This window comes from Leucogemmata humicola, from assembly GCF_055379415.1.
The window spans coordinates 3,757,665-3,779,944 of sequence record NZ_AP040875.1 but is presented as its reverse complement, the minus strand read 5'-3'; the positions used below and the strand labels follow the sequence as shown (position 1 = coordinate 3,779,944).

Annotated in this window: 21 protein-coding genes; 13 read left to right on the top strand and 8 right to left on the bottom strand. The window is 63.2% G+C overall.

Going from position 1 to position 22,280, the window contains the following annotated elements; all coding sequences use genetic code 11:
- Positions 1–97: 97 nt before the first annotated feature.
- The 4 genes from lepB to AC6H4Z_RS16040 all read left to right on the top strand — a co-directional run bounded on the left by lepB (position 98) and on the right by AC6H4Z_RS16040 (position 4,775).
- Entirely contained in the window at positions 98–910 is an 813-nt protein-coding gene (lepB, locus tag AC6H4Z_RS16055) for a signal peptidase I (RefSeq protein WP_497542969.1), read from the top strand.
- Positions 911–962: 52 nt separating this feature from the next.
- The gene (locus AC6H4Z_RS16050; protein WP_497542968.1) at positions 963–1,820 is read left to right on the top strand and encodes a sigma-70 family RNA polymerase sigma factor; all 858 of its coding nucleotides are present in this window, start codon (positions 963–965) and stop codon (positions 1,818–1,820) included.
- Between the two features lie 128 nt (positions 1,821–1,948).
- A complete protein-coding gene (locus AC6H4Z_RS16045) occupies positions 1,949–4,288 on the top strand; it encodes a S9 family peptidase (RefSeq protein WP_497542967.1) in 2,340 nt (779 codons plus the stop codon).
- The gene (locus AC6H4Z_RS16040; RefSeq protein WP_497542966.1) at positions 4,275–4,775 is read left to right on the top strand and encodes a YajQ family cyclic di-GMP-binding protein; all 501 of its coding nucleotides are present in this window, start codon (positions 4,275–4,277) and stop codon (positions 4,773–4,775) included. Before AC6H4Z_RS16045 ends, AC6H4Z_RS16040 begins: the two co-directional genes overlap by 14 nt.
- On the opposite strand, the gene AC6H4Z_RS16035 is transcribed toward AC6H4Z_RS16040, so the two are convergent.
- Positions 4,766–6,379, bottom strand: coding sequence for a DUF4153 domain-containing protein (locus AC6H4Z_RS16035; RefSeq protein WP_497542965.1), 1,614 nt, complete (start codon positions 6,377–6,379; stop codon positions 4,766–4,768). The two genes, AC6H4Z_RS16040 and AC6H4Z_RS16035, sit on opposite strands and share 10 nt — an antisense overlap.
- A gap of 146 nt (positions 6,380–6,525) precedes the next feature.
- Between AC6H4Z_RS16035 and rimO the strand changes: the two genes are divergently transcribed.
- Genes rimO through AC6H4Z_RS16010 form a run of 5 tightly spaced genes read left to right on the top strand, consistent with a single transcriptional unit; the run spans position 6,526 to position 12,304 of the window.
- Positions 6,526–7,908, top strand: coding sequence for a 30S ribosomal protein S12 methylthiotransferase RimO (gene rimO, locus AC6H4Z_RS16030; protein WP_497542964.1), 1,383 nt, complete (start codon positions 6,526–6,528; stop codon positions 7,906–7,908).
- The gene (gene hemL, locus AC6H4Z_RS16025) at positions 7,908–9,179 is read left to right on the top strand and encodes a glutamate-1-semialdehyde 2,1-aminomutase (protein ID WP_497542963.1); all 1,272 of its coding nucleotides are present in this window, start codon (positions 7,908–7,910) and stop codon (positions 9,177–9,179) included. Before rimO ends, hemL begins: the two co-directional genes overlap by 1 nt.
- Positions 9,176–10,600 (top strand): SpoIID/LytB domain-containing protein, encoded by a 1,425-nt coding sequence (locus AC6H4Z_RS16020; protein WP_497542962.1) that lies wholly within the window; start codon positions 9,176–9,178, stop codon positions 10,598–10,600. The genes hemL and AC6H4Z_RS16020 overlap by 4 nt, the downstream gene beginning before the upstream one ends.
- The gene (locus AC6H4Z_RS16015) at positions 10,584–11,303 is read left to right on the top strand and encodes a hypothetical protein (RefSeq protein ID WP_497542961.1); all 720 of its coding nucleotides are present in this window, start codon (positions 10,584–10,586) and stop codon (positions 11,301–11,303) included. The genes AC6H4Z_RS16020 and AC6H4Z_RS16015 overlap by 17 nt, the downstream gene beginning before the upstream one ends.
- Positions 11,300–12,304, top strand: a complete 1,005-nt coding sequence (locus AC6H4Z_RS16010) for a Gfo/Idh/MocA family protein (protein WP_497542960.1) — start codon at positions 11,300–11,302, stop codon at positions 12,302–12,304. The genes AC6H4Z_RS16015 and AC6H4Z_RS16010 overlap by 4 nt, the downstream gene beginning before the upstream one ends.
- On the opposite strand, the gene AC6H4Z_RS16005 is transcribed toward AC6H4Z_RS16010, so the two are convergent.
- From AC6H4Z_RS16005 to AC6H4Z_RS15975, 7 genes are all read right to left on the bottom strand, one after another.
- On the bottom strand, positions 12,301–13,080 hold the full coding sequence (locus AC6H4Z_RS16005) for a LamB/YcsF family protein (protein ID WP_497542959.1): 780 nt from the start codon (positions 13,078–13,080) through the stop codon (positions 12,301–12,303). The two genes, AC6H4Z_RS16010 and AC6H4Z_RS16005, sit on opposite strands and share 4 nt — an antisense overlap.
- The gene (locus tag AC6H4Z_RS16000) at positions 13,077–14,087 is read right to left on the bottom strand and encodes a 5-oxoprolinase subunit C family protein (protein ID WP_497542958.1); all 1,011 of its coding nucleotides are present in this window, start codon (positions 14,085–14,087) and stop codon (positions 13,077–13,079) included. Before AC6H4Z_RS16000 ends, AC6H4Z_RS16005 begins: the two co-directional genes overlap by 4 nt.
- Entirely contained in the window at positions 14,084–14,788 is a 705-nt protein-coding gene (pxpB, locus tag AC6H4Z_RS15995) for a 5-oxoprolinase subunit PxpB (RefSeq protein ID WP_497542957.1), read from the bottom strand. The genes AC6H4Z_RS16000 and pxpB overlap by 4 nt, the downstream gene beginning before the upstream one ends.
- Positions 14,789–14,862: 74 nt before the next feature.
- Positions 14,863–16,839: an HD domain-containing phosphohydrolase gene (locus AC6H4Z_RS15990; RefSeq protein WP_497542956.1), complete on the bottom strand. Its 1,977-nt coding sequence runs from the start codon at positions 16,837–16,839 to the stop codon at positions 14,863–14,865.
- Between the two features lie 116 nt (positions 16,840–16,955).
- Positions 16,956–17,789, bottom strand: coding sequence for a CsgG/HfaB family protein (locus AC6H4Z_RS15985; protein ID WP_497542955.1), 834 nt, complete (start codon positions 17,787–17,789; stop codon positions 16,956–16,958).
- Between the two features lie 32 nt (positions 17,790–17,821).
- The gene (locus AC6H4Z_RS15980; RefSeq protein ID WP_497542954.1) at positions 17,822–18,688 is read right to left on the bottom strand and encodes an MBL fold metallo-hydrolase; all 867 of its coding nucleotides are present in this window, start codon (positions 18,686–18,688) and stop codon (positions 17,822–17,824) included.
- A 118-nt stretch (positions 18,689–18,806) separates the two neighbouring features.
- Positions 18,807–19,493: a Crp/Fnr family transcriptional regulator gene (locus tag AC6H4Z_RS15975; protein ID WP_497542953.1), complete on the bottom strand. Its 687-nt coding sequence runs from the start codon at positions 19,491–19,493 to the stop codon at positions 18,807–18,809.
- 244 nt (positions 19,494–19,737) lie between these two features.
- Here AC6H4Z_RS15975 and rpmE point away from each other — a divergent pair, with 244 nt between their 5' ends.
- The 4 genes from rpmE to AC6H4Z_RS15955 are packed head-to-tail and all read left to right on the top strand — an operon-like array spanning position 19,738 to position 22,277.
- Positions 19,738–19,959 (top strand): 50S ribosomal protein L31, encoded by a 222-nt coding sequence (rpmE, locus tag AC6H4Z_RS15970; RefSeq protein WP_497542952.1) that lies wholly within the window; start codon positions 19,738–19,740, stop codon positions 19,957–19,959.
- A 7-nt stretch (positions 19,960–19,966) separates the two neighbouring features.
- Complete coding sequence (gene prfA / locus AC6H4Z_RS15965) at positions 19,967–21,037, top strand: peptide chain release factor 1 (protein WP_497547055.1); 1,071 nt, start codon at positions 19,967–19,969, stop codon at positions 21,035–21,037.
- A complete protein-coding gene (gene prmC, locus AC6H4Z_RS15960) occupies positions 21,034–21,927 on the top strand; it encodes a peptide chain release factor N(5)-glutamine methyltransferase (RefSeq protein ID WP_497542951.1) in 894 nt (297 codons plus the stop codon). Before prfA ends, prmC begins: the two co-directional genes overlap by 4 nt.
- Positions 21,924–22,277, top strand: coding sequence for a YlbF/YmcA family competence regulator (locus AC6H4Z_RS15955; protein WP_497542950.1), 354 nt, complete (start codon positions 21,924–21,926; stop codon positions 22,275–22,277). The genes prmC and AC6H4Z_RS15955 overlap by 4 nt, the downstream gene beginning before the upstream one ends.
- The last annotated feature ends 3 nt before the right edge of the window (positions 22,278–22,280 follow it).

Here is a 22,280-nt window from a genome sequence, read left to right as displayed (position 1 = left end):
TTCCCCCTTCTAGCCCACCGGACCCAACCACGTTATTACCACAATCGGCGAATCGTCCGTTTGTCGTCGGAGCAGTGGGGGAGAGCTGTAACGAAATATGTCAATCATCGAGTCTGGTTCAGGATCCGGCGCCCAGGCGGACGCGACGGCAGCAGTGCCGTCGCGCTCGATTACGCCAGCGCAGCGTCTCGATGCACTCCGCGAGCTGAACCGGGGGCGTTCCAGCCTTCGGTTCTTCGCCGAGTGGTTCAAGATCCTCGTCGTGTCCGTCGTCCTGTTCGGCGTGATCCGAACGTTCTTTGTCGAGGCGTTCAAGATCCCGAGCGGCAGCATGGAGCGCACGCTGCAGGTAGGTGACTTCCTGCTCGTGAATAAGCTCGTGTACGGCGCCGAGGTCCCGTTCACTCACAAGCGACTTCCGCGTCTCCGCGAACCAAAGCGCGGCGACGTGATCGTCTTCGAATTTCCCGAGGACCTGACGAAGAATTTTGTGAAGCGGCTCGTGGGTGTGCCCGGCGACACACTCGAAATGCGAGAGGGAACACTTATTCGCAACGGGGCCACGGTGGCCGAGCGATATGTCGAGCACACCGAGCCTGATATGGATCCCTCACCAGAAGATTTTCGCTGGCAACGCGAGTACGTTGTTCGAACTGCCAACGCTGCCACGGGATATCATCCGTCACGAAACAACTGGGGTCCGTTGGTCGTCCCAAGAGAGAACTATTTCGTGCTCGGAGACAATCGAGACAATTCGCTCGATAGTCGCTATTGGGGGTTCGTCGCGGATTCTCTGCTGAAGGGACGCCCGTTTGTGATTTACTACAGCTACTCACCGGATAGTTCCGACCGTAGCTTTGCATGGCTGACGCACATCCGGTGGGCGCGACTGGGCGAGCGGATCAAATAGACGCAAATGCAGCGTGAATGCGCGGAGCTGTAAATGAGTGACAAGGATCCTCATGGCCACTACTGGCAATAAGAAGTCGTCGTACGAGGAAGGTTCACTCGATCAATACCTCCGCGACATCAGCGCCTACCCGCTGATTCCGCGCGAGGAAGAAGTTCGCCTTGCCCAGGAAATTCGAAAGGGCGACCAGGAGTGTCTCGACAAGCTCGTTCGGTCGAACCTCCGCTTCGTCGTCTCTGTCGCCAAGAAATATCAGAATCAGGGTGTCTCGCTCTCCGATCTGATCAACGAGGGCAACCTCGGTCTCATCCGCGCCGCCCACAAATTCGACGAGACGAAGGGGATCAAGTTCATCTCCTACGCCGTCTGGTGGATTCGGCAGGCCATTCTGCAGGCGCTCGCCGAGCAGTCGCGCATCGTGCGCGTGCCGCTCAATCGCGCGGGCACGCTCCACCGCATCGGCAAACGCGCCAACGCGCTGCTTCAGGAACTCGGACGCGACGCCACCCATGCCGAGATTGCTCATGGCATGGACATCACCGAGGAAGAGGTCGCCAAGACCATGGCGATTTCGCAGACGCACCTCTCCCTCGACGCGCCGCTCACGCCCGGTGAGGACAACAAGCTCCTCGACTACCTCCCCGACACGCTCAACCCAACGCCCGACGAGCAGACCTTCGAAAAGGCGCTCACCGAGTCGATCGAGGAAGCGCTGTCGCACCTCAAGGAGCGCGAGTCGAAGATCCTTCGTCTGTATTTCGGCCTGGACGGCAGCGAGCCCATGACGCTCGAAGAAATCGGCGCACTGCTCGGCATCACGCGCGAACGCGTGCGCCAAATCAAGGAAAAGGCTCTCTCGCGCCTGCGCCACGTGAGCCGTGCTCGCGCGCTGGAATCCTATCTGGGTTAGCCCTCGCGCTTCCCGATCAGGCTCCTGGCGCGAAAGCCGGTTGCTCCGCAAAATGGAGCAGCCGGCTTTTAAATTTGGTGTCCCGACCGCGATGGTCGCGCGACTCCTTCCTCCCGAGGGCGTTCCACATGATCGGATCACGCTTCGCTCGCGCGCCGCGACTCGCGGCCGTCGTTCTCGTCGCCGCCGCGCCGCTGGCCTATGCGCAGGCCAAGGCGCCTGCCTCCGCCGCGCAGCAGGCGTCGCCCGCGGCGCCATCGCCCTTTTTCACGCCAACCGACGCTCTCGAGATCAACAGCTACGCTATCGCTGATCTCAGCGACGACGGCAAATGGATCGCGCTCACCCAATCGGTGCGTCGCGACGGCTACGGCAACGACTTTCGCCACGACGGTGACCCGAGCTACGTGCACCCAACGCTCGTGCGTCTCTGGTCCGTCGATGCCAAGACGGGAACGCGGACCGCCATATTTCCCGACAAGCGCGCCGTACGCGGCATGCGCTGGTCGCCAGACGGCTCTCAGCTCGCGATGCTCGTGTGGGGCACCGACGCCTATGAGCCCGCGGTCTGGAATCGCGCGACGGGTAAGCTCACGACTCTCAAGATGCCCACCGGAAAGTATGTCGCCGAAACGAGTGACATCCGCTGGAATGGCGCCGGCACGCAGCTCGTCGTCGCCGTCCACACCACCGAGTGGCGGAAAAAGGCGCAGGACACGTTCACGAACATGACCGTCGGACCCGTCTTCGTGCAGGATAGCAAGGATCCGTTTCTCGCTTGGGACGATCTCCGGCGCATGGGCAATCGGCGCAGCGTCGGGGCACTCGACGTGAAGACGGGCCAGTACCACGAGATGATTCCCGAAGCGGCCATCACGAACTACACACTCGCCGAGGATGGATCGTTCGTCACCTACGGCGAAGATGCGACGAAGAAGACGGACTACGAAGCCGGCGGAAACGACAGCAAGCTCTCGGCGCGTGCCACGGCGACTGGTGCGTTGCACACGGTGATGGCGTCCACGCGCGGCGCACAGGTCGTGTGGGCCGAGGACGGCAAGCGTTACGCGTACTCGCGCGACGGTCGCGTCTACGTCGGCACCGTCGCGGACTCGGCCACGCGAATGATCGCTGGCCCACCGGAGCCACCCAAAGGCGCGCCGGCCGCTCCGGCCGATTCGAGTGCTTCCGGTGGACGAGGCGGCCGCGGTGGACGTGGCGGCAACACGGCGGCTGCCGATCGGTACACGGCGTCGCGTTTCAGTCCGCGCGGCGACGCGCTGCTGCTGTCGAATCGCGAAGGCCTGTGGGTCTACGACCTGAACACGAACACGAAGGATCTCGCGATCGCAACGAACGACTCGAGCACCACCGCGCCCCGCGCGGCGATCGCAGCGTGGAGTGATGACGGATCGAAGCTGTACTTCACGTCGGCGTCGCGCACCAAGTGGGAACGCGGCATCGTGCGCTACGATCGTGCGACGAAGCAGAGTCGCGAATTGATCAAGGATGGTCGTACGTACGGCAACCTGCGCGTCGCGAAGGATGGCAATACGATTTTCCTCAACGTCACCGAGGGCAATCGTCCGGCCGAGCTGTACACCGCCGACGGCGATCTCGGAAATCTCAAGCGTTTCGTCGAGTCGAATCCCCAACTCTCCGCCAAGCGCATCGGACCTACGGAGTTGATGTCGTATCTCGACGCGGACGGTCACTCGAAGTACGCCGTCGTGCACTATCCGGCGGACTATCAGAAGGGCAGGGCGTATCCGACCGTCTTCATCATCTACGAAGATTTCTTCGACGACACCTTCGACGTCGCCGCGAACATTCTCTCGGCGAACGGCTACGTGGTCGTAAAACCGTCCGTGGATTTCGAGATTGGCTATCCGGGCGAGGCGTGGCTCAAGGGCGTCACCGGCGCGGCGAACAAGCTCATCGAAATGGGTGTGGCTGATTCAGCGCGACTCGGCGTGCATGGTACGAGCTACGGCGGCTACGCCACGAACCTGCTGGTCACGCAGACGGATCGGTTCAAGGCGGCAATCAACATCTCGGGCAAAGTCGACATCATCAGCTTCTACACCGACAGCCCGCGTCTTGGCGTTCGCAACATTACGGCGGCCGAGCGTCAGCAGGACCGTATTGGCGCCACGCTGTGGGCGCAGCCGCAGAAGTACGTGCAGACGTCGGCCATCATGTTCGCTGATCGCATCAAGACGCCGATGATGTTGATTACTGGCGCGCAGGACTCGAACGTTCCTGCCGACAACACGCGCGAGATGTACTACGCGCTGCGTCGACTCGGGAAGGAAGTGACGTGGGTGAACTACATGAACGGCGGCCATGGCGGTGGCGTGCAGAGTGCCGACGATTTCCTCGACATGTACAAGCGCATGGTCGAGTTCTACGACTCGAAGCTGAAAAAGAAGCCCGCGGACAAGGCCGCGACGAATGGCCCAGAATAGCTCGTTCGACGTTACGACCGGCGTCGACCTTCAAGAGGTCGACAACGCCATCAACCAGGCGCAAAAGGAAATTGCTCAGCGCTACGACTTCAAAGGCTCCAACGCGACGATCGAATTCAAGCGCGCCGAGGAGCTGATCGAGCTCGTCGCGAATAGTGATTTCCAGATGCGCGCACTGTTCGACGTCGTCCAGGCCAAGCTGATCAAGCGCGGCGTGCCGGTGAAGAATCTCGACGTTGGCGAGAACAAGCAGGCCGGCGGCGATACCGTGCGCTGCGAGGTGAAGCTCAAGACGGCGCTCGACTCCGACACGGCGAAGAAGGTGTCCGCCGCGATCAAGGACGCGAAGCTGAAAAAGGTTCAGGCGTCCATTCAGGGCGATCAGGTGCGCATCACGTCGCCGTCAAAGGACGACCTGCAGGACGCCATGGCGCTCCTGCGAAAGGGCGATTTTGGCGTAGAACTCAAGTTCGGCAACTATCGCTGAACTGGCTCCGTTGGCGGTCGCGGACAACCTTCGTCCGCGATCGCCTGGAGCGCCGGGAGGTTCGTTGCGACGGCGCGTATCGCCGAACGCTCGCCCGAGTTCCACCAGCGCCACGATGCTGTTCGCGTCATGCGAACGCCGCTCTGCGACTGTGGCCCCCATCGCTTGATCACCGCTCGCGCTGCCTCACATCGCTCGCCGACGCTAGTCGTCGACGTGCGATCGACGAGCACGCGCGTCGTGAGCCCGACGGCGTCGCCACTCAAGCTGGCAAGGTACCCGATGTCGAGTGCTTGTTGCGACGTCGGCGCCTGGGCCGCTCGCTGAATGTTCATGCGCGCGACAAGAACGTCGGGTGACGCCATGTTGAGCGCCGCGAGCGTCAGCAGCCCCGATGCTACTGCGCCGCCGACAAAAAGCCTATCTCGGTTGCGGAGCACGGTGATCGCCATCCACGCGAGTACCACGCCAAGCCACGCCATGAACACCAACGCATACAGTCGTTCCGTCGACATGCCGTAGTAGTTCACGTACAATCGCATTCGCTGAATTGCCGAAATGATGATCGCGCCGACGAGTACGATGACCGGCAACGCGAGCGTCGCGTGTCGGCGCAGGGCGCTGCCGTTTTGCTGAACCGCGGCGCGAGTGCCCAACAGCACAGGCACGACGAGCGCGACGACTGCCACTGTTTCGAAGAACCCGTGTCTCGCGTACTCGGCGGCCGTGAGTCCGGTTCGAGCGCGGAGAAACGCTTCGCCGCCGAAGAGCCATCCGATTTGCGCGGCAACGTACACCGCGAACAACACGTTCAGCGTCATCAACGCCGACGTCGTCTCGAGTACGCCGAGTTGAAAGGGCAGGCGATACGCTGTGTGTGGCGTGTCTCCGCTGGGCAGGATCGCCGACCGGAGCCACCCAGCGAGCACCCAGGTGAGAACACCAGTCAGTATGACGTGCGAGACGAGCTTGCCGATATCGACGGTTGGCAGGGCGACGATGCTCGCAAAGATCGGATCGGCGCCACTCAGGAGCGAACCAAACACCAGCGCGAGCGGCACGACGATGATGATCACACGGATTGCCGCGCGAAGCGATCGAGCTCCGCGTTCACGTGGAGTTATCGCCGCAAAATCGCGCACGACGAGCGGGATGATGCCGGCGGCGACTCCGAGCGCGGATCGCACGAGCCCCTGCGCGATAGCCGACAGTCGCGATGTGAAGATGCTCAGCTGGGAATCGTGAATAGTCAGTCCGGCGAGGCCGAGCGACGCCAACGTCGCGACGACGTTGAACAGCCGTAGCTCTTCGGACGCGCGCCAGGCGCAGGCCGCTGCGAAAAGCACGGCCGCGAGGAGCCAGCCAAAGGTCTCGCCTTGGACGCGTCCCCTCGCTCGCCAAGTCACGCCGATGGTGCCGAGCGCGATGGTCGCGATCCAGATCGGAAATGCGATCCCGAGCCCGCCATCGTGGAACAGGGCATCGCCAAAGATCCCGTGACCGAGTGCGAACCACCCCGTCGCGATGGCAATGGATGGAGCAAGGGCGGGCAGCCCGCGCTCGATATGGGCTTCGCGTATCGCGCCGGTCTCGGAGTGTGTCATGTGGAGTACTTTATTACGCAAAGTACTATACCGCAAGGCAAATTTTGATTCACCCCGAGCCGGCGGGCTCGGCCTGCTGAAAAACGACCGCGACCCTCGGTTACATTTCCCGGATGCCATCGGCCAAATCCTCGCGCGGACTCCGTGTGTCCGTCATCACCCTCGGTTGCGACAAGAACACCGTCGATAGCGAGCGCTACGTTGCCCAGCTCGCCGATCGTGGCGCCGAGTACACGGAGCGCATGGACGAGGCTGATGTCATCGTCGTCAACACCTGCGGCTTCATCGACGCCGCGAAAAAGGAATCGATCGACGCGCTCGTCGAAGCGGGACGCCTCAAGGACGAAGGCAGCTGCAAGGCGGTCGTCGGCGTCGGATGCATGGTCCAGCGCCACAAGGGTGAGCTCATCGAAGCGCTCCCCGAGGTCGACCTCTTCCTCGGCTCATCGGAAATGGATCGTCTCATTCCGGAGCTCGAGGAGCGAGGACTGATCGGGGAGCTCGACGTGCCGGTCGTCCACCCGGGCATTCGCATGTTCGCCGGTGGATTGCAGCATGTCAGATATCTCAAGATCAGCGAGGGCTGCGATCACGGTTGCGCGTTCTGCGCAATCCCGCTCATGCGCGGCAAGCACCGCTCCTTCGCGCTCAACGAGATCGTCGCCGAAGCTCAGTTGCTCGAGGCGCAGGGCGCTCGTGAGATCAACCTCGTTGCGCAGGATCTCGCGCACTACGGCCGCGACCGTCGCGACGACAAGCTCGGTCTCCCGGAAGTTCTCAGCGCGCTCACGCGCGAAACCACGATTCCGTGGATTCGCATGCTGTATCTGTACTCGGCTGGGCTCACGCCGGCGCTGCTCGAGCTGATGGCGACGGAGCCGCGCATCCTGCCGTATCTCGACATGCCGATTCAGCACGCGTCCGACGAAGTACTCGCGCGCATGCGTCGCCCAGAACGCCAGCGCACCATTCGCGAGAAAGTTGGCCGAATTCGGTCGGTCGTTCCCGACGTCGCGATTCGTACGACGTGCATCGTCGGCTTTCCCGGCGAAACCGAAGAGGATTTCGAAACGCTGCTCGGCTTCCTCGAAGAGACGCAGTTCGATCGCGTTGGCGCGTTCACGTATTCGCCGCAAGAAGGCACACGCGCCGCCGAGATGATCGACGACGTCCCTGAGGCTGTGAAGCGCGAGCGTCTCGAGCGCCTGAACGAAGTCCAACGGTTGATCACCGCCGAGCGCTACGAAAGTCGCGTCGGTCGCGTGGTGCGGGCGCTCGTCGACCGTGTCGACGACACGGCCGTCCAGGCGCGCACTGCAGCGCAGGCCGACGACATCGACGGCGTGACGTACATCCGCAACGGCGGCGACGTTTCGCCTGGTACATTCGTCGACCTTCGCCTCGAAGAAGTGATCGACGACGTGGACTTCGGGGCGTCGCTGGTCAACGTCGTTTCGACTCCGGCTCCTCGCGCTCGCGAAGCTCGCGCGCTTCCTGTGCTCGGTTCAATCGGCAGCTTCGGACGCTGATGACGCGGTCGAGCGAGATCATGGAACGTGCGCGCTTCCTCTTTCCGGGAGGCGTGAGCTCTCCGGTCCGTGCCTTTCGCGGCGTGGGCGGAGAACCCTTCGTCGTTCAGCGTGGCGAAGGAGCGCGCATCTGGGACGTCGATGGCAACGAGTACATCGACTATGTGCTGTCATGGGGCGCTCTGGCGTTGGGGCACGCGCCGCCGGTCGTTCTTCGTGCACTCGCGCAGACAATGCGCGACGGCACCAGCTTCGGCATTCCGACCGCGCTCGAGGTCGAACTCGGCGAGTTGATCACGGAGCGGATGCCGCACATCGAGATGATGCGCTTCGTTTCCAGCGGCACCGAAGCGACGATGAGCGCTGTACGCGTTGCGCGAGCGGTCACGCAGCGCGACGTCATTCTCAAGTTCGACGGATGCTATCACGGCCACGCGGATTCGTTTCTCGTCCGCGCGGGCTCGGGTGTCGCGACGCTCGGTCTTCCCAATTCGCCCGGCGTTCCCGATGCTCTGGCTGCGCTGACGGTTGTCGCGCCGTTCAACGACCTCGCCGCCGTCGAAGCGCTGCTCATCGCGCATCCCACGGCCGCGATCATCGTCGAACCGGTCGTTGGTAATGGCGGCTTCATTGCGCCTGATCCGGCGTTTCTCCCGGGCCTCAGGGCGCTCGCCGACCAATACGGTGCGCTGCTGATCTTCGACGAGGTGATGACGGGGTTTCGCATTGCCTTTGGCGGCGCGCGCGAGCGCTTTGGGGTCACTGCCGACCTCACCACGCTCGGCAAAGTGATTGGTGGCGGATTGCCTGTAGCCGCGTACGGTGGGCGCCGAGACTTAATGGAGCAGGTCGCCCCGTCCGGTAGTGTGTATCAGGCGGGAACCCTCTCCGGAAATCCGCTCGCCATGGCCGCAGGAATCGCCACGCTTCACGCACTCGACAAAGCAACGCACGATCAGATCGCCATCCAAACCGCTCGGCTCGCGCAAGGCGTCAGCGAGATCGCGGCGCACCATGGCGCGCCGTTCACGGCGGATTTTGCTGGGTCCATGTGGGGATTCTTCTTCCGCGCTGAACCCGTGCGATCCTTTGCCGATGCGAAGACGTCGGACACAGAACGCTTCAAGCGATTCTTTCACGCTGCTCTGCGACGCGGGGTGTATCTCGCGCCGTCGGCGTTCGAGGCAGCATTCGTATCGTCGGCGCACGACGATTCTGTGATTGACGACACCCTTTCGCGTCTCGACGACGCGATGGCCGAGGCGGTGTGAGCAGGGTTCCTGGCTCGCGCGTCGCGGCGATGCGGCGAGCTCGATTCGTTCTCGTTGCTGGCGTTGCACTCGGCTGCACGACAACGGTTCCGGCGCCGACGCCAACAGTGATCGCCATTCCGGTTGCTGGCAACGCGCCGAAATCATCACCGCCGCAATCACCGCCGCCTGACGACTCGAGACCGCCCGTTGCCAGCGACGGGCGTCCGGTTCGCATGCCTACAGTCCGTGCGCGGAACGGACGCGAGGCCGACGTTCCCGATGCCGGCGACGCGACGATTCGCGTGCTGATCGCATCTGGCCCGACCGCGCCGCGCGTGTCGTCGCCCGGAGGATTGATGTTCACTATGCGCGACGGGTCTCTCGTTGCGCGGGCCGCCCGAAACGAAGTGTGGCGCATCGAGCGTTCGGGCCGTCGCGTGCGCGCGATTCGCCCCGACGGCGTCCCGACCATCTGGAGCGACGCGCCAATGATGGCGCGCTCTGAAGGCGGTGCGTTACTGAGCGTGGCTGGAAAGCCCTATCGCGGCGATCTCGCGCTATTTGGCGGCGATACTGGCGTCGTTGTCGTCAACGTGGTGAAGATCGACGACTATGTGCGAGGTGTCGTTCCGCTCGAGATCGGCACGAAGGCAGAGGCCGATTCGGCCGCCGTGCAGGCTCAGGCCGTGACGGCGCGGAGCTACGCCTATATCCACATCTCTAGCGATGCGTCGCGCGCCTACGACGTGACGGGCGGCGTGTTGGATCAGGTCTACGGGGGCGTCGAAGTCGAGACGCCGGTCGCCTCAGAGGCCGTGGAGTCGACTCGAACGCTCGTTCTCAAGTACGCCGGTCGCGTTGTGAACGCGCCGTATAGCTCAACGTGCGGTGGTGCCACCGCCGCGGCATCAGAAATCTGGCGGTCGAACGACGAGCCGTATCTGCAGCGTGTCAGCGATCGAATTCCTGGTACCGATCGATATTATTGCGACCTGTCGCCGCGCTTTCGCTGGACGCGCACTCTCGAAGGGTCGACCGTCAATGCCGCGATTGCACAGTATCTCGCGAGCTACACCTCCGTTCCAAACCGAACGCCGGGAGCGGCGCGCGAAGTGACGATTGGTTCGCGCACGGCATCGGGTCGCGTCGGCACGACCACGATCACGACCGATCGAGGAAACTTCGTCGTGCGAGGGAACGATATTCGCTTCGTATTGCGGAATCCCGGTGGCGAGATCCTCAACAGCACCTATTTTTCCGTCGAAACGACGACGTCCGGCGATGGCGCGCTTGCGCGCCTCACGATTCGTGGCAACGGATACGGACATGGCGTTGGTATGTGCCAGTGGGGCGCAATCGGACGCGCCCGCGCCGGCCAAGACTTTCGAACGATTCTGCGAACTTACTATCCCGGCACTACGGTTGGTCCTGCCAACTAACGGCAGTCGAACGCGCGAGCGCAGATGGGCGGACTGGCTACGGCGATCGCTGCCGCTTGTCGGTCTGTTCGTCGCGGTACAGTCCGCTGCGGCGCAAGAGCCCCTCTTCAATCAGCTCAATCTCGATAAGCTGCAGCTCGTTTCTTTGGGCGCGAGCATCGGCCGCATTCTGCCCTCACAGGCCGAGCCCACGGCACTCTACGCGGTCTCGGCGGACTACGGAGAGATTGCCAAGAGCTGGCATCTCGTGTTCGGCGTGAGCTATTGGGAATCACGCTTTCGCGATGCCGTCATCCAGCAATTCGTCGACTCGATCAACACGAATCTCTCTGGCACGGGAACCGCGCACGTCGTTCCGTCGAAAATCTCGCTCTACGACGTCACGTTCAGCGCTGAAACACGGTATACGCCGACGTACTCCGGTGAGATCAAGCCGTACATCGGCATCGGCCTCGCTGCCCACGTCGTGAATGCCGATGGTAGCCTCATCAACGGGACGTTCGCCGAGCGTGCGCTCGACAACATCGCGCCCGGATTGTTTGTCACGGCTGGTCTCTCGCTCAAGGTCCTGAAACACCTCGGCGTCGAAGGCGGCGTGCGTGCCGACCTGTTGAGTGGATTCAGATCGACGCAGGTTCGCGGCGGAGTTACGTACTACTTTGGGCACGTGCGCGGCACGCAGCCTACCGGAGACACGAAATGAAGGAGCCGGTGAGAATCGGAGTTGTCGGGGCCGGCGCCATCTCTCAGCTGGCGCATTTGCCAGTGTTGGCCAAAGCGCGTGATGCAAAGCTGGTGGCCATCTGCGACAACGATCGGACCAAGGCGCGCGGCCTTGCTGATCGATTTGACATCCCTGATGTCTTTACCGACATCGAAGATCTGCTCGAGCTCGATGAGCTCGACGCCGTCGTCATCGCGACGCCGAACCACCTGCATGAGCCGCACGTGCTCAGCGCGCTCGCGTCGAAAAAGCACGTGCTGTGCGAGCGCCCGCTGTCGCTCACGTCACGTGGTGTCGATCGCATTCTCGCTGCGGCGACGCGCGCCGATCGAACGGTCACGGTGGGCAACAACCATCGCTACCGTACCGACGTGCAAACGCTGTCGCGCTTCATCGAGGGCGGAGAGCTCGGGAAGCTGATTGGCATTCGCGCTGGCGCGTACACCTTTCGTCGACCTGCCGAAGGGTGGCGCAACAGACGCGCGGAGTCCGGCGGCGGGGTATTCCTCGATCACGGGGCGCCACTGCTGGATCTCGCACTCTGGCTTGCCGACTTTCCCGAGCCGGTGCGCGTGAGCGCGCACATGGATCGTCCGCGCGGTGCGAGCGCTGTCGAGGAAGCGATGTTGGTGCACCTCGAGTGCGCCGCGAGCCTGTCATTTTTGTTCGACGTCTCTGCTGCGTACGTCGGCAAAGACGAACGGCTCTGGTTCGAAACGCTCGCCGCCCGCGGAAGCGCGCGCCTGGCGCCGCTGCGCGTCGTCAAAGAGCTCAACGGCCGTCCGACCGACGTGTCGCCGACTGGCGCAGCGGGACGCGAGAGCGCGTTCATCCAATCATATCGCGCCGAGCTTGCGCACTTTGTTGCTGTGGTGCGCGGCGAGACGCCGTACGAGGCCCCGACCGATCAGGTCCTGTTACACCGCGTTATCGAGGCGATCTACAAGTCGGCCGAGGAAGGGAAGGAGATCCGCTTCTAGCGCGACGATTGCGCGCGGCCGATGGGCCGCACTTCGATGCCCGCGTCCTCGAACGCACTGCGAAGCCGCTGCGCAAACTCCGCCGCGTGCGGACCGTCGCCGTGAATGCAGATGGTGTCCACGCGCATTGACAGTTCCTGACCGTCGATGCTGCGAACGGTTCCGTCGCGCACCATACGAATAGCGCGTTGCACGGCTTCGTCGGCGTCATGTACCTGCGCATCTGGCCGGCGGCGCGACACGAGCGAACCGTCGTTCATGTAATTGCGATCGGCGAACGCCTCACCGGCGGTCGTGAGCCCCGCCGCCTCGCCTTCAGCGATCAGATGGCTGCCCGGCAAACCGAAGAGCACCAGCTCGCGATCGACGTCGCACACGGCGTGTGCAATCGCTGACGCGAGCTCGCGCTTCGATGCGGCCATGTTGTACAGCGCTCCGTGTGCCTTCACGTGCTGCAACTCCATGCCACCTGCGCGCGCGAACCCGAGCAGCGCGCCGACCTGATACACCACGAGGTCGTACACGTCCTCCGGTGTGATGTCCATGTTGCGACGGCCGAATCCGATCAGATCTGGAAAGCCCGGATGCGCGCCAACACCCACGCCGCGCTCACGCGCCTTGGCGAGCGTCGTGCGCATCACGGTGGGATCGCCGCCGTGAAATCCGCACGCCACGTTCGCTGACGTGATGAACGGAAACACCTCGTCGTCGGCGCCAATGCGATACGCGCCAAAGCTCTCGCCCATGTCGCAATTCAAGTCGACTCGACTGGTCATGACGTTCCTCGGGGATATCGAAGCGCGATTCCGGCGCGTGCCTGTGCGATCTCGTGTTCCAACGCGATGTACTCTGCCTGTGCCTCGTCGAGCGACACGAGACGAAAACGCAGCCGGTCACCGGGCTTGAGTTGCGCGATCAACGGCAGATCGACGCTGGCAACGTTGCCAAGACGTGGATAACCACCAGTCGTCTGCGCGTCGGACATGAGCACGATTGGCGCGCCACCCGGCGGGAGTTGCACGGTGCCAAAGCCAACGCCTTCAGAAAGGAGTTCAACCGGTTCGCGCAGCTCGAGCGCCTTACCCTCGAGCCGATAGCCCATCCGATCAGAGCTTGCTGATACGCGAAACGTTCCGCCAAGCAGGGTGTCGCGCGCCCCAGGAGTGAGGACATCGAGATGAGCACCGGCGATCAGCCGCACCTGGGCGTCATCGCTATACGGCGGTCGAAGCGTGCTCCCGATGCTCCACCGTGCGACCAGCGGTCCGCGCTTGTCCGTGCGAAGCGATGTCGCGATGTGTTCGCCCAAGTTCGATGCGGCGGCGACCGTCAATACATCGCCGGTCTTCAACGCACGTCCCGACAAGCCGCCAAACCCGCCGCGCAGATACGTGCTTCGGCTTCCAAACACGCACGGTACGTCGAGTCCGCCTGCGACGGCGAGGTACGCACGACAACCGGACTTCACGCGTCCAAAGCGCAACGTTGAGCCGCGCGATACCCAGATCGGATGCCACACCGCGACGGGTGTATGGTCGACGGTTGCTTCGAGATCGCCGCCACCGAGCGCGATCAGCGCGTCGCGTTCGAACGCAATACCGGGACCGATGAGAGAAATCTCAAGGCCGGCCGCGCACTCTGCGTTGCCAACCAGGAGATTCGCGACGCGAAGTGCCTGGCGATCCATCGCGCCACCGGCCGGTATGCCCTCGTGCTGATGCCCGATCCGTCCGAGATCCTGGACGGTCGTCTGAAGGCCCGCGGTCACTATGCGAAGGGTCATTGCGACGCCGGCCAACGACGAAACTCGTCGCGCGAGATTGGAGAGAAGCGCACGCGATCGCCCGTCGCCAGCAACGTTGGCGTTTCGCGCGACAGATCAAAAATCCGGAGCGGCGTTTTGCCGATGAGATTCCAACCACCCGGCGACTCGAGCGGATAGACGCCCGTCTGTTGGCCGCCGATCCCTACTGAGCCAGCGGGGACTGCCGTCCGCGGCGATGAACGCCGCGGAGTCGCGATCTCACTCGGCAATCCCCCGAGGTATGCGAATCCCGGCATGAAGCCGACCATGTAGACGAGGTACTCCGCGCCAGAATGGATTCGCACGACGTCGTCGGACGTCATCCCGTGGCGCGATGCGACGTCGCCGAGATCCGGGCCAAGATCGCTGCCATAACACACGGGAATGTCCACTGTGCGCGGTGCGGGCAGCGCATCCGGGCGGACGTTCGACAACCGATGCGTCAGCGCTGCAACGAGTCGCGCATAGGGCGATGCATTCGGGTCGTCGCCCGCCTCGACGGCCGTCGGATCGTAGTGCACCGTGACGCTCGCAAAGGCCGCCACGCGGTCGGTTACACCGGCCGGCGAATCCTGCTCGAGCGCCGTCGACACCGCGCGTACCAACCGGTGTGTCGGTTCATCGATGACATCGCCGAGCGTGATTGTGACGGCGCGATCGCCGAGGGGGGAGTAGTGCATCGCGACAAAGAATACCGCGACTAGGGCGCGCCGTACAGCCGTTCCGCCGGATATTGTTCGGCTTTCGTGCCGGACTACGGGGCCGCGCGGCCGTCCGGGTCCGTCAGCAGCCGGTCAAAGACTCGCCCGCCAATGAAGCTATTGAGTAAATGCTCATCGAGCATTCCCTCGGCCGCCTCCATCTGTAGGATGTCGAGCGCGCGCTCCTTGGGCAGCGCCGGCTTATATGGACGGTCCGTCGCCGTGAGCGCGTCATAGATGTCGGCGATCGTCATGATGCGCGTCTGCACCGGGATGGACTCTCCCGTGACCGCCCGCGGATAGCCGCGGCCGTTCAGCTTTTCATGGTGCCCGTACGCGATCTCCGGAATCCCTCGCAACTCGCGCGTCCACGGAATTTGCTCGAGAAAACGATACGTGTGCGTCACGTGCGACTCGATCTCGAGTCGTTCGATTTCGTCGAGGTTGCCCTTCCGGATCATCAGGTATTGCAACTCGTGCTCAGCGAGTAACGGACGTTCGACGCCTTCGAAGTCGAGGTAGGTTCGCTGATTGATCTTGTGCAGTTCGTCGAAACTGCCCTCGGGCAGCACCGTTGGCTCGTTCGCCTTTACGATTGCGTCGAGGTAACGCTGCAACTCGTCGCGCGACGCAAGTTGCGCCGCGCGGAGACGCTCAATGCCTGCGTCATGCGCGCCGCGGCCGCCGCCAAGGAGTAGTGCGACTCGCTCGCGTTCGAAGCTGAGGTCCGCCGCCTGCAACAAGTATTCGAAACGATGGCGAATGAGCTCGAGATCGGGCTCATAGAGCTTCTTCTGTTTGACGAGCACCTGCTCGCGAACCCCGACCTTGCCGAAATCGTGCAGGAGGCCGGCGTAGCGAAGCTCTCTGAGCTGTTCGCGGGAGAAGCGTATGTCGCGATACGGTCCGTCGGTCACACGATCGACTGTCTCGGCGAGTCCAACGCTCAACGTTGCGACGCGACCCGAATGGCCGGACGTTGCCGGATCGCGCGACTCGATGGCCGTGACGGCGGCCGTCACGAATCCTTCGAACAGGCGCTCGATGTCGCCGTACAACAGGCTGTTCTCGATGGCCACCGCGGCCTGTGACGCCAGCGCGCTCACCATCTCGACCGATCGCTGGTCGTACGAGATGACTTCGCGATCGACGATCTCTGGCGACGAGAGCGCAGCGTCGGAGGTGTGTTTGCGATTGATCAACTGCAACACCCCGATGATCTCGTCGCGATGGGTCTTCATCGGGATGACGAGCATCGACTTGGTGCGATAGCCGAACTTGTCGTCGAAGCTTCGATTCTGACGGTACGATACGTCGTCAGGCAGCAGATACACATCGGCAATGACGAGCGGTTCGCCCGTTGCCGCTGCGTATCCCGCAAGACTCGTGTGATCGATCGGGACCGTGCCTTCGGTCAGCGGCAGGTTCGGCAGCGTGAAGTTCTGCGCCAACTTGAACCGAAGCGTCGTTGCAGTCGCACCAGCGTCCGGTCGCTCGGTGAGATACAGCGAGCCCGCATCACTCAACGTCATGCGTCGCGCCTGACTCAGAATCAGTTCGAGCAGCGACAACAGATCGCGTTGTGTCGACAGCGCGACGCCAACGCTCGTCAATTCGGTCAACTCCCGGTGGCGCTCGTCTTCCTCGGCGACGGCACGCCGCTCAGCGACCAACGCTGCCGCGTGACGGAACCCGCCGCGCAGAGTAGCGACGACGGTACCGGGTGATGCATCGGCCGGCAGGAACCCCGTGACGAGATCCAGCGGAAAGATCTCGGACGGGTCCGACTCACCCGCGTCGCCAACGGCGATCAGCGGCGCAATCTGCGCCAGTTCGCGCAGCCATCCGACGTCTCCGCCCGCGCTCGCGATGAGCGCGCGATCGAGCATGATCACCGTTGGCCGCGACGCGTCGAGCGACCCAGGCGTTGGGAGCGACGGAACACGTCGCACCTCCACGTCGTCCTCGCGCCGCCCGAGCGGGGCAGAGGAGATCGTTCGGCCTGCGGCAGTGATCAGTAGAGGCTTCACTCGACTCGTTGAAAGGACTGTGCGGCGCTGAATCAGCGACGTCCCAGACTACCCGAGCAAAAGAAACGCCGAGGCGTATTGGCCCCGGCGTGTCCGACTAGCGTACGCACGCGGAGCTAGTTGCCAGCCTTGGTCTGCAGCTTCTCGAGATTGCGTTGAGCGGGTTCGAACGTCGGGTACTTCGCCGCGACTTGCAGAAAAAGCTCGCGCGCCTTCGCCGGATTGTTCTTGTCCAACTCGTCGAGTGCATTGGAGTAGATCTTCATCGTCGGAGCGTCGAGCTTCGTCTTCTTCAGCGCATCCGGCTTTGCCAAGGGCTTGGAGTAGAGCTCTGCGTTGGCGGTCGCGCTCTTTACGGTGGCCGCAGGCTGTCCGTTCTGCGCGGGCGTCTTGGCCGGCGACGGGCTGGCCTCGCCGCGAGCGCCTGCGCCAGGCTTGGGCGCGAGGTTCATGTTCGCAGACACGAGCGACGTTACCTGCGTGATCAATCCGAGCACGTCGTCCGTCTTTCCGGTGACTTTCTGCGGATTGACGATCTGCGTCGTCTCGATGTCGATCGTTCGCGCGGTGAGAATGGCGGAGCCCTTGCCGTCGGACATGAAGCCGCCGGTCACGGCGTACTGCGCGCCGAGAATTTTGCCGAGTCGCACGGCCGTCGTGGCGTCCACCGCGCCGGTCTTCGTGAGGTTCTGCTCGGTCAGGATCTCGTTGAGATGCGCGCGATCGACCAGTCGGATCTTGGCGTTCGATGCTAGATCCGTAATGAGCAGATCCTGAACGCCGGTGGCCATCCCGTCGAAGTCGGCGCGTCCGGTGCCGATCGAGCTGTTGTCGAAGCGGAACACGACGACGACCGGACGGTTGTCGGTCTGCGCCAGTGCAACGGCGGGCAGGGCGAATGTCGCCGCGATGGCGAGCATTCCGGTGGCACGCGACAGCTGACGCAACATGGGTCTTCCTCTCTGAGAGCCTTTTCGAAACGCTAAATGTCCAGCGTCATCCCTTCGGCGGCAGCCGTGATGGTCAGCGTTCCGCCGCGCTGCGCGACGATGGCCTGGCAGGCCGCTACCCAACGATCTACATCATCGTCCGACCGCTCCGGCCGATGGTGAAACAACACGAGCTGTTTCACGCCGGCGTCCAACGCCAACTCGACCGCATCTTCGTAGGTGGAATGTCCCCACCCGCGATGCTTCTCGTATTCATCGGCCGTATACATCGCGTCGTGCACCAGCACCGTTGCACCGCGCACGAAGTCGACGAGGCGTTCCTTCCAGTCGGCCCGACTGCCGTACGGAGCACTCGGGTTCAATTCGTTGTCCGAGATGTAGACGAATGACCCGTCGCTTTCGCTACGCCCTGTGAAGCGGTACCCCAGCGCCCCGCCCGGGTGCCGGACCGCGAATGCGGTCACGTGATAGCCGTTCCCATCTCGACGCTCCTCGGCGATTTCGCAGAAGTCGACGGTCGCGTCGAGCTGCTCGAACGTGACGGGGAACACGACGGGAGACATCTGATCGCGAATCACGCGATCGATGCTCGTCTCGAGGGTCTTTTGGCCCCAAATCGTGAACCGGTTGCCCGGCTGAAAGATTGGGGCGAAGAACGGAATGCCCTGGATGTGATCCCAGTGCGCGTGCGTCAGAAAAATGTCGGCCGCGATGCCACCGCCGTTGGCTGTGGCCACGAGCGAGCGCCCGAGCTCACGAATGCCGGTGCCAGCGTCGAGAATGACCAGCCAGTTGGTATCTGTCCGCACCTCGACGCACGGCGTGTTTCCACCGTATTTGACCGTGGCCGAGCCCGGAGACGGAATCGATCCCCGCGTCCCCCAAAATCGCAATCGCATTGTCATGACTCAGGCGCCTCTGCCACCTGCTGCGAAGGATGGGAAAGGGGACCACGCAGGGCAAGGAAAGGTGTCACGGGGTGCCCGTGACACTTGTCACATGGGAGATCAGGAATTGCTACAGACGCGCTTGCGCGCGCTGTTCGAGGGCGTTGCGATCGGCAAGTGTGATGCGCCGCCGCTCGATCATCACCCAGTTCGCATCCTGAAAATCCTTCATCGCACGTGACACCGTCTCTCGGCTCGCTCCGATCATTTGCGCGATCGTCTGATGCGTGAGCGGCTTGTCGATGGTGTTCGAATCGGCTTCTTCCGCCAGGTCCAACAACAACCGCGCGATACGTCCCGGAACGTCGAGCAGTACCAGGCCGCCGATCTTTTCATCGGCGCGGCGCAGGCGGCGCGACAGCTCGGTGAGGAGCGACCACGCAACCGCCGGCGACGATTCGACACGACGACGGAAGTCCTCGCGGCGCAGAACGAGCAGGTGCGAATCGTCCATCGCGATGACGTGCGCCGACCGCGGTCGATCATCGATCAGGGCAAGCTCTCCGAAGTGCTCGCTGACGCCGAGCACACCGAGAATCACTTCGCGGCCGTCCTCACCGATGAGAACGACCTTCACTCGGCCCTGGCGTACGACGAACAGCGAGTCACCGGGGTCGTTCTCGAACAGGATGACGCTGCCGCGGGGGTAGAACTTTTCGCGAGTCAGTTCGCCGAAGCGCTGGAGCTCGATTCGGTCGAGGCCGCTGAAGAGCGGCACCGTTGCCAGAAAGTCGGCTGTGGTGGCGATGGCGGTCACGGTCGAGGGGCGAAAGGCGAAACAACGAGCGGCAGTGGACGCATGCCGGAGGCACGAGCCCAGCCGCGACTAAGTCGCCGCGAAGTTACTCGCAGAAGGGCTCCCTGTCAAACCGCAAACCATTGTGCGCTTGTCTCTTAGATGGGAAGGTGGCTATATTTCCAAGCTGGCTCAAAAAACGGGACTGATCACGCCGAGGCGAATCGCCCCTCGCCGCCCAGTTCCCACGACAAGTGAGGCTCACGTGAAAGCAGATATCCATCCCGAATACGCCACCGCTTCGGTAACCTGCGGCTGCGGCAACAAGTTCCTGACCCGTTCGACGCGCGCCGAGATTCACACCGACGTGTGCTCGGAGTGTCACCCGTTCTTCACGGGTAAGCAGCGTCTGCTCGATACCGCTGGTCGTGTGGAGCGCTTCCGCCAGAAGTTCGCGAAGCAGGCTCCGAAACAGACAGCCGGCTGAGGCGCCTCTGGCGCTCCGCGACCGGTTAGCGGCCGCGCTCGCTCGCGCTGATGAAGTCGAGCGAGCGCTTGCCAACCCGGGCGGGCTCCGCGATCCCAGAGAATTCGCGGAGCTCGGCCGAGAGCACCGCCGGCTGATGCCGGTGGTCGAAATGGCGGCCCAACTGCAGAAATACGAAGACGAGCTCGTGCAGGTGCGCGAGCTCGTTTCCGTTGACGACCCCGAAATGGCCGCCGAAGCCCGTGATGAACAATCACGACTCCAGTCGTCCATCGCGGAGTTGGAAGCCAAGATCACGCCCGCTCTCCTTCCGCGCGATCCGCTCGACGACCGCGCTGCCATCGTCGAAATCCGCGCCGGCACCGGCGGCGACGAAGCGGCGCTCTTCGCGGCCGACCTGCACCGCATGTACACGCGGTTCTGCGAACGCCACGGCTGGCGCATCGAGATCATGTCGCTCTCCGACGCGACACTCGGCGGCATTAAAGAAGTTGTATTCAAGCTTACTGGTGATGCACCCTACGGGTCCATGCGCTGGGAGTCGGGCGTCCACCGCGTCCAACGCGTGCCCGCCACCGAGGCACAGGGTCGGATCCATACGTCCGCCGCCACGGTTGCCGTGCTGCCCGAAGCCGAAGAAGTCGACGTCAAGATCGAAGACAAGGACATCCGCATCGACGTCTTCCGCTCGTCGGGACCAGGTGGCCAGAGCGTCAACACCACCGACTCCGCGGTGCGTATCACGCACATGCCGTCGGGACTTGTCGTGAGCCAGCAGGACCAAAAGTCCCAGCTGCAGAACAAGCTCAAGGCGATGGAAGTGCTGCGTGCCCGACTGCTCGACCTCAAGGTCTCCGAGCAAGAAGCCGCGCGATCGCGCATGCGGAAAACGCAGGTTGGCACCGGCGATCGGTCCGGAAAGATTCGCACGTACAATTATCCGCAGAGCCGCGTCACCGACCATCGCATCGGTTGGACGACGCACGATTTGCAGGGCTTCATGGACGGCAACATCGGACCGTTGATCGAAGCGCTCAAGCTCGCCAACGTCGAAGATCAGCTCGGAGACGACGCGTGACCACCGACCGGCTGGACGCCGTCGTGACGGTGAATCAGCTGCTCGAGGAACTCGCGCGACGCTTCAACGCTCACGGCATCGCCGAACCGTTCCTCGAGGCGCGAGAGATCGTTGCGGCGCTGCACGATGCGCCGCGCTTCTGGCCGCTCATGAACGGCGGCGTCGAAATCGATCCGGCCATCGTCACACGTGCGCGCAAGGCGGCAGAGCTACGCCTGCGCGGCGCGCCGCTTGGTTATGCCGTTGGCCGCGCGTGCTTTCGTCTCCTCACCCTCGACGTCGATGAGCGTGTGCTCATCCCTCGTCCCGAGACGGAGCAACTCGTCGAGCTCGTGCTTGAAGAGACCGCCGCCGTCGCTGGTGGTGTCGCGATCGACGTCGGCACAGGCTCTGGCGCTATTGCGCTCGCGCTGAGCGCCGAAGGCCGATTCAGCCACGTATACGGCACCGACATCTCGCGCGACGCGCTGGCCGTTGCTACACGCAACGCCGAGCTCTGTCGCGCACATCTGCATTCGCCCGTGGATTTCTTGCACGGTTCACTGCTCGGCCCGCTTGCCGACGTGCGAGCGCGTGTGGTCGTATCGAATCCGCCATACATTGCGTTGGGCGAGGCGCCGACGCTTCCGCCGAGCGTGCGCGATTGGGAGCCGGCAGTGGCCTTGTACAGTGGAACCGATGGCCTGAGAGCGACGGCCAGGCTCGTGCGCGAAGCCGCGGACGTCCTCCTTCCCGGCGGGCTGTTCGCTATCGAGGTCGATGTGCGTCGCGCCTCGCTGGCTGCGGAACTCGTGAGTCGCGAGCGCCGCTTTCACGCCATTCGAGTGGAGTTGGATCTCACGGGACGCGAGCGATTCGTGCTCGCCCGACGACAGGAGACGGCTGGATGATCGAGGACAAGGCGAAGGAATTGGGACGTTTGATTGGGCAGAGCAGCGAGTACCAAGCCGTCAAGCGCGCGAGCGATTCGCTCAACGAAGACAAAGACACTGTCGCTCTTCTCCAGAAGATGGAACAGCTCCGCATGGACGCGCAGAAGATGATGCAGCGCGGCGAGCGTCCCACCGAGGACATGGAGAAGCAGCTCGACGGCCTGCTCGGGCAGATTCAGGGTCGATCGACCTATCAGCGTCTGCTCGTTGCCCAGGAAAACTTCGACAAAGTCATGGGCCGCGCGAACGACTGGATTCTCGAAGGCATCGAGAAGGGCGCAGCGAGTCCGATCATCACGCTCGGCTAGCCG

What these genes read in the sequence shown, in the direction of transcription:
- lepB (WP_497542969.1), top strand. Translation starts at nt 98, where the DNA reads ATGTCAATCATCGAGTCTGGTTCAGGATCCGGCGCCCAGGCGGACGCG.
- AC6H4Z_RS16050 (WP_497542968.1), top strand. Translation starts at nt 963, where the DNA reads ATGGCCACTACTGGCAATAAGAAGTCGTCGTACGAGGAAGGTTCACTC.
- AC6H4Z_RS16045 (WP_497542967.1), top strand. Translation starts at nt 1,949, where the DNA reads ATGATCGGATCACGCTTCGCTCGCGCGCCGCGACTCGCGGCCGTCGTT.
- AC6H4Z_RS16040 (WP_497542966.1), top strand. Translation starts at nt 4,275, where the DNA reads ATGGCCCAGAATAGCTCGTTCGACGTTACGACCGGCGTCGACCTTCAA.
- AC6H4Z_RS16035 (WP_497542965.1), bottom strand. Translation starts at nt 6,379, where the DNA reads ATGACACACTCCGAGACCGGCGCGATACGCGAAGCCCATATCGAGCGC.
- hemL (WP_497542963.1), top strand. Translation starts at nt 7,908, where the DNA reads ATGACGCGGTCGAGCGAGATCATGGAACGTGCGCGCTTCCTCTTTCCG.
- AC6H4Z_RS16010 (WP_497542960.1), top strand. Translation starts at nt 11,300, where the DNA reads ATGAAGGAGCCGGTGAGAATCGGAGTTGTCGGGGCCGGCGCCATCTCT.
- AC6H4Z_RS16005 (WP_497542959.1), bottom strand. Translation starts at nt 13,080, where the DNA reads ATGACCAGTCGAGTCGACTTGAATTGCGACATGGGCGAGAGCTTTGGC.
- AC6H4Z_RS16000 (WP_497542958.1), bottom strand. Translation starts at nt 14,087, where the DNA reads ATGACCCTTCGCATAGTGACCGCGGGCCTTCAGACGACCGTCCAGGAT.
- pxpB (WP_497542957.1), bottom strand. Translation starts at nt 14,788, where the DNA reads ATGCACTACTCCCCCCTCGGCGATCGCGCCGTCACAATCACGCTCGGC.
- AC6H4Z_RS15985 (WP_497542955.1), bottom strand. Translation starts at nt 17,789, where the DNA reads ATGTTGCGTCAGCTGTCGCGTGCCACCGGAATGCTCGCCATCGCGGCG.
- AC6H4Z_RS15980 (WP_497542954.1), bottom strand. Translation starts at nt 18,688, where the DNA reads ATGCGATTGCGATTTTGGGGGACGCGGGGATCGATTCCGTCTCCGGGC.
- AC6H4Z_RS15955 (WP_497542950.1), top strand. Translation starts at nt 21,924, where the DNA reads ATGATCGAGGACAAGGCGAAGGAATTGGGACGTTTGATTGGGCAGAGC.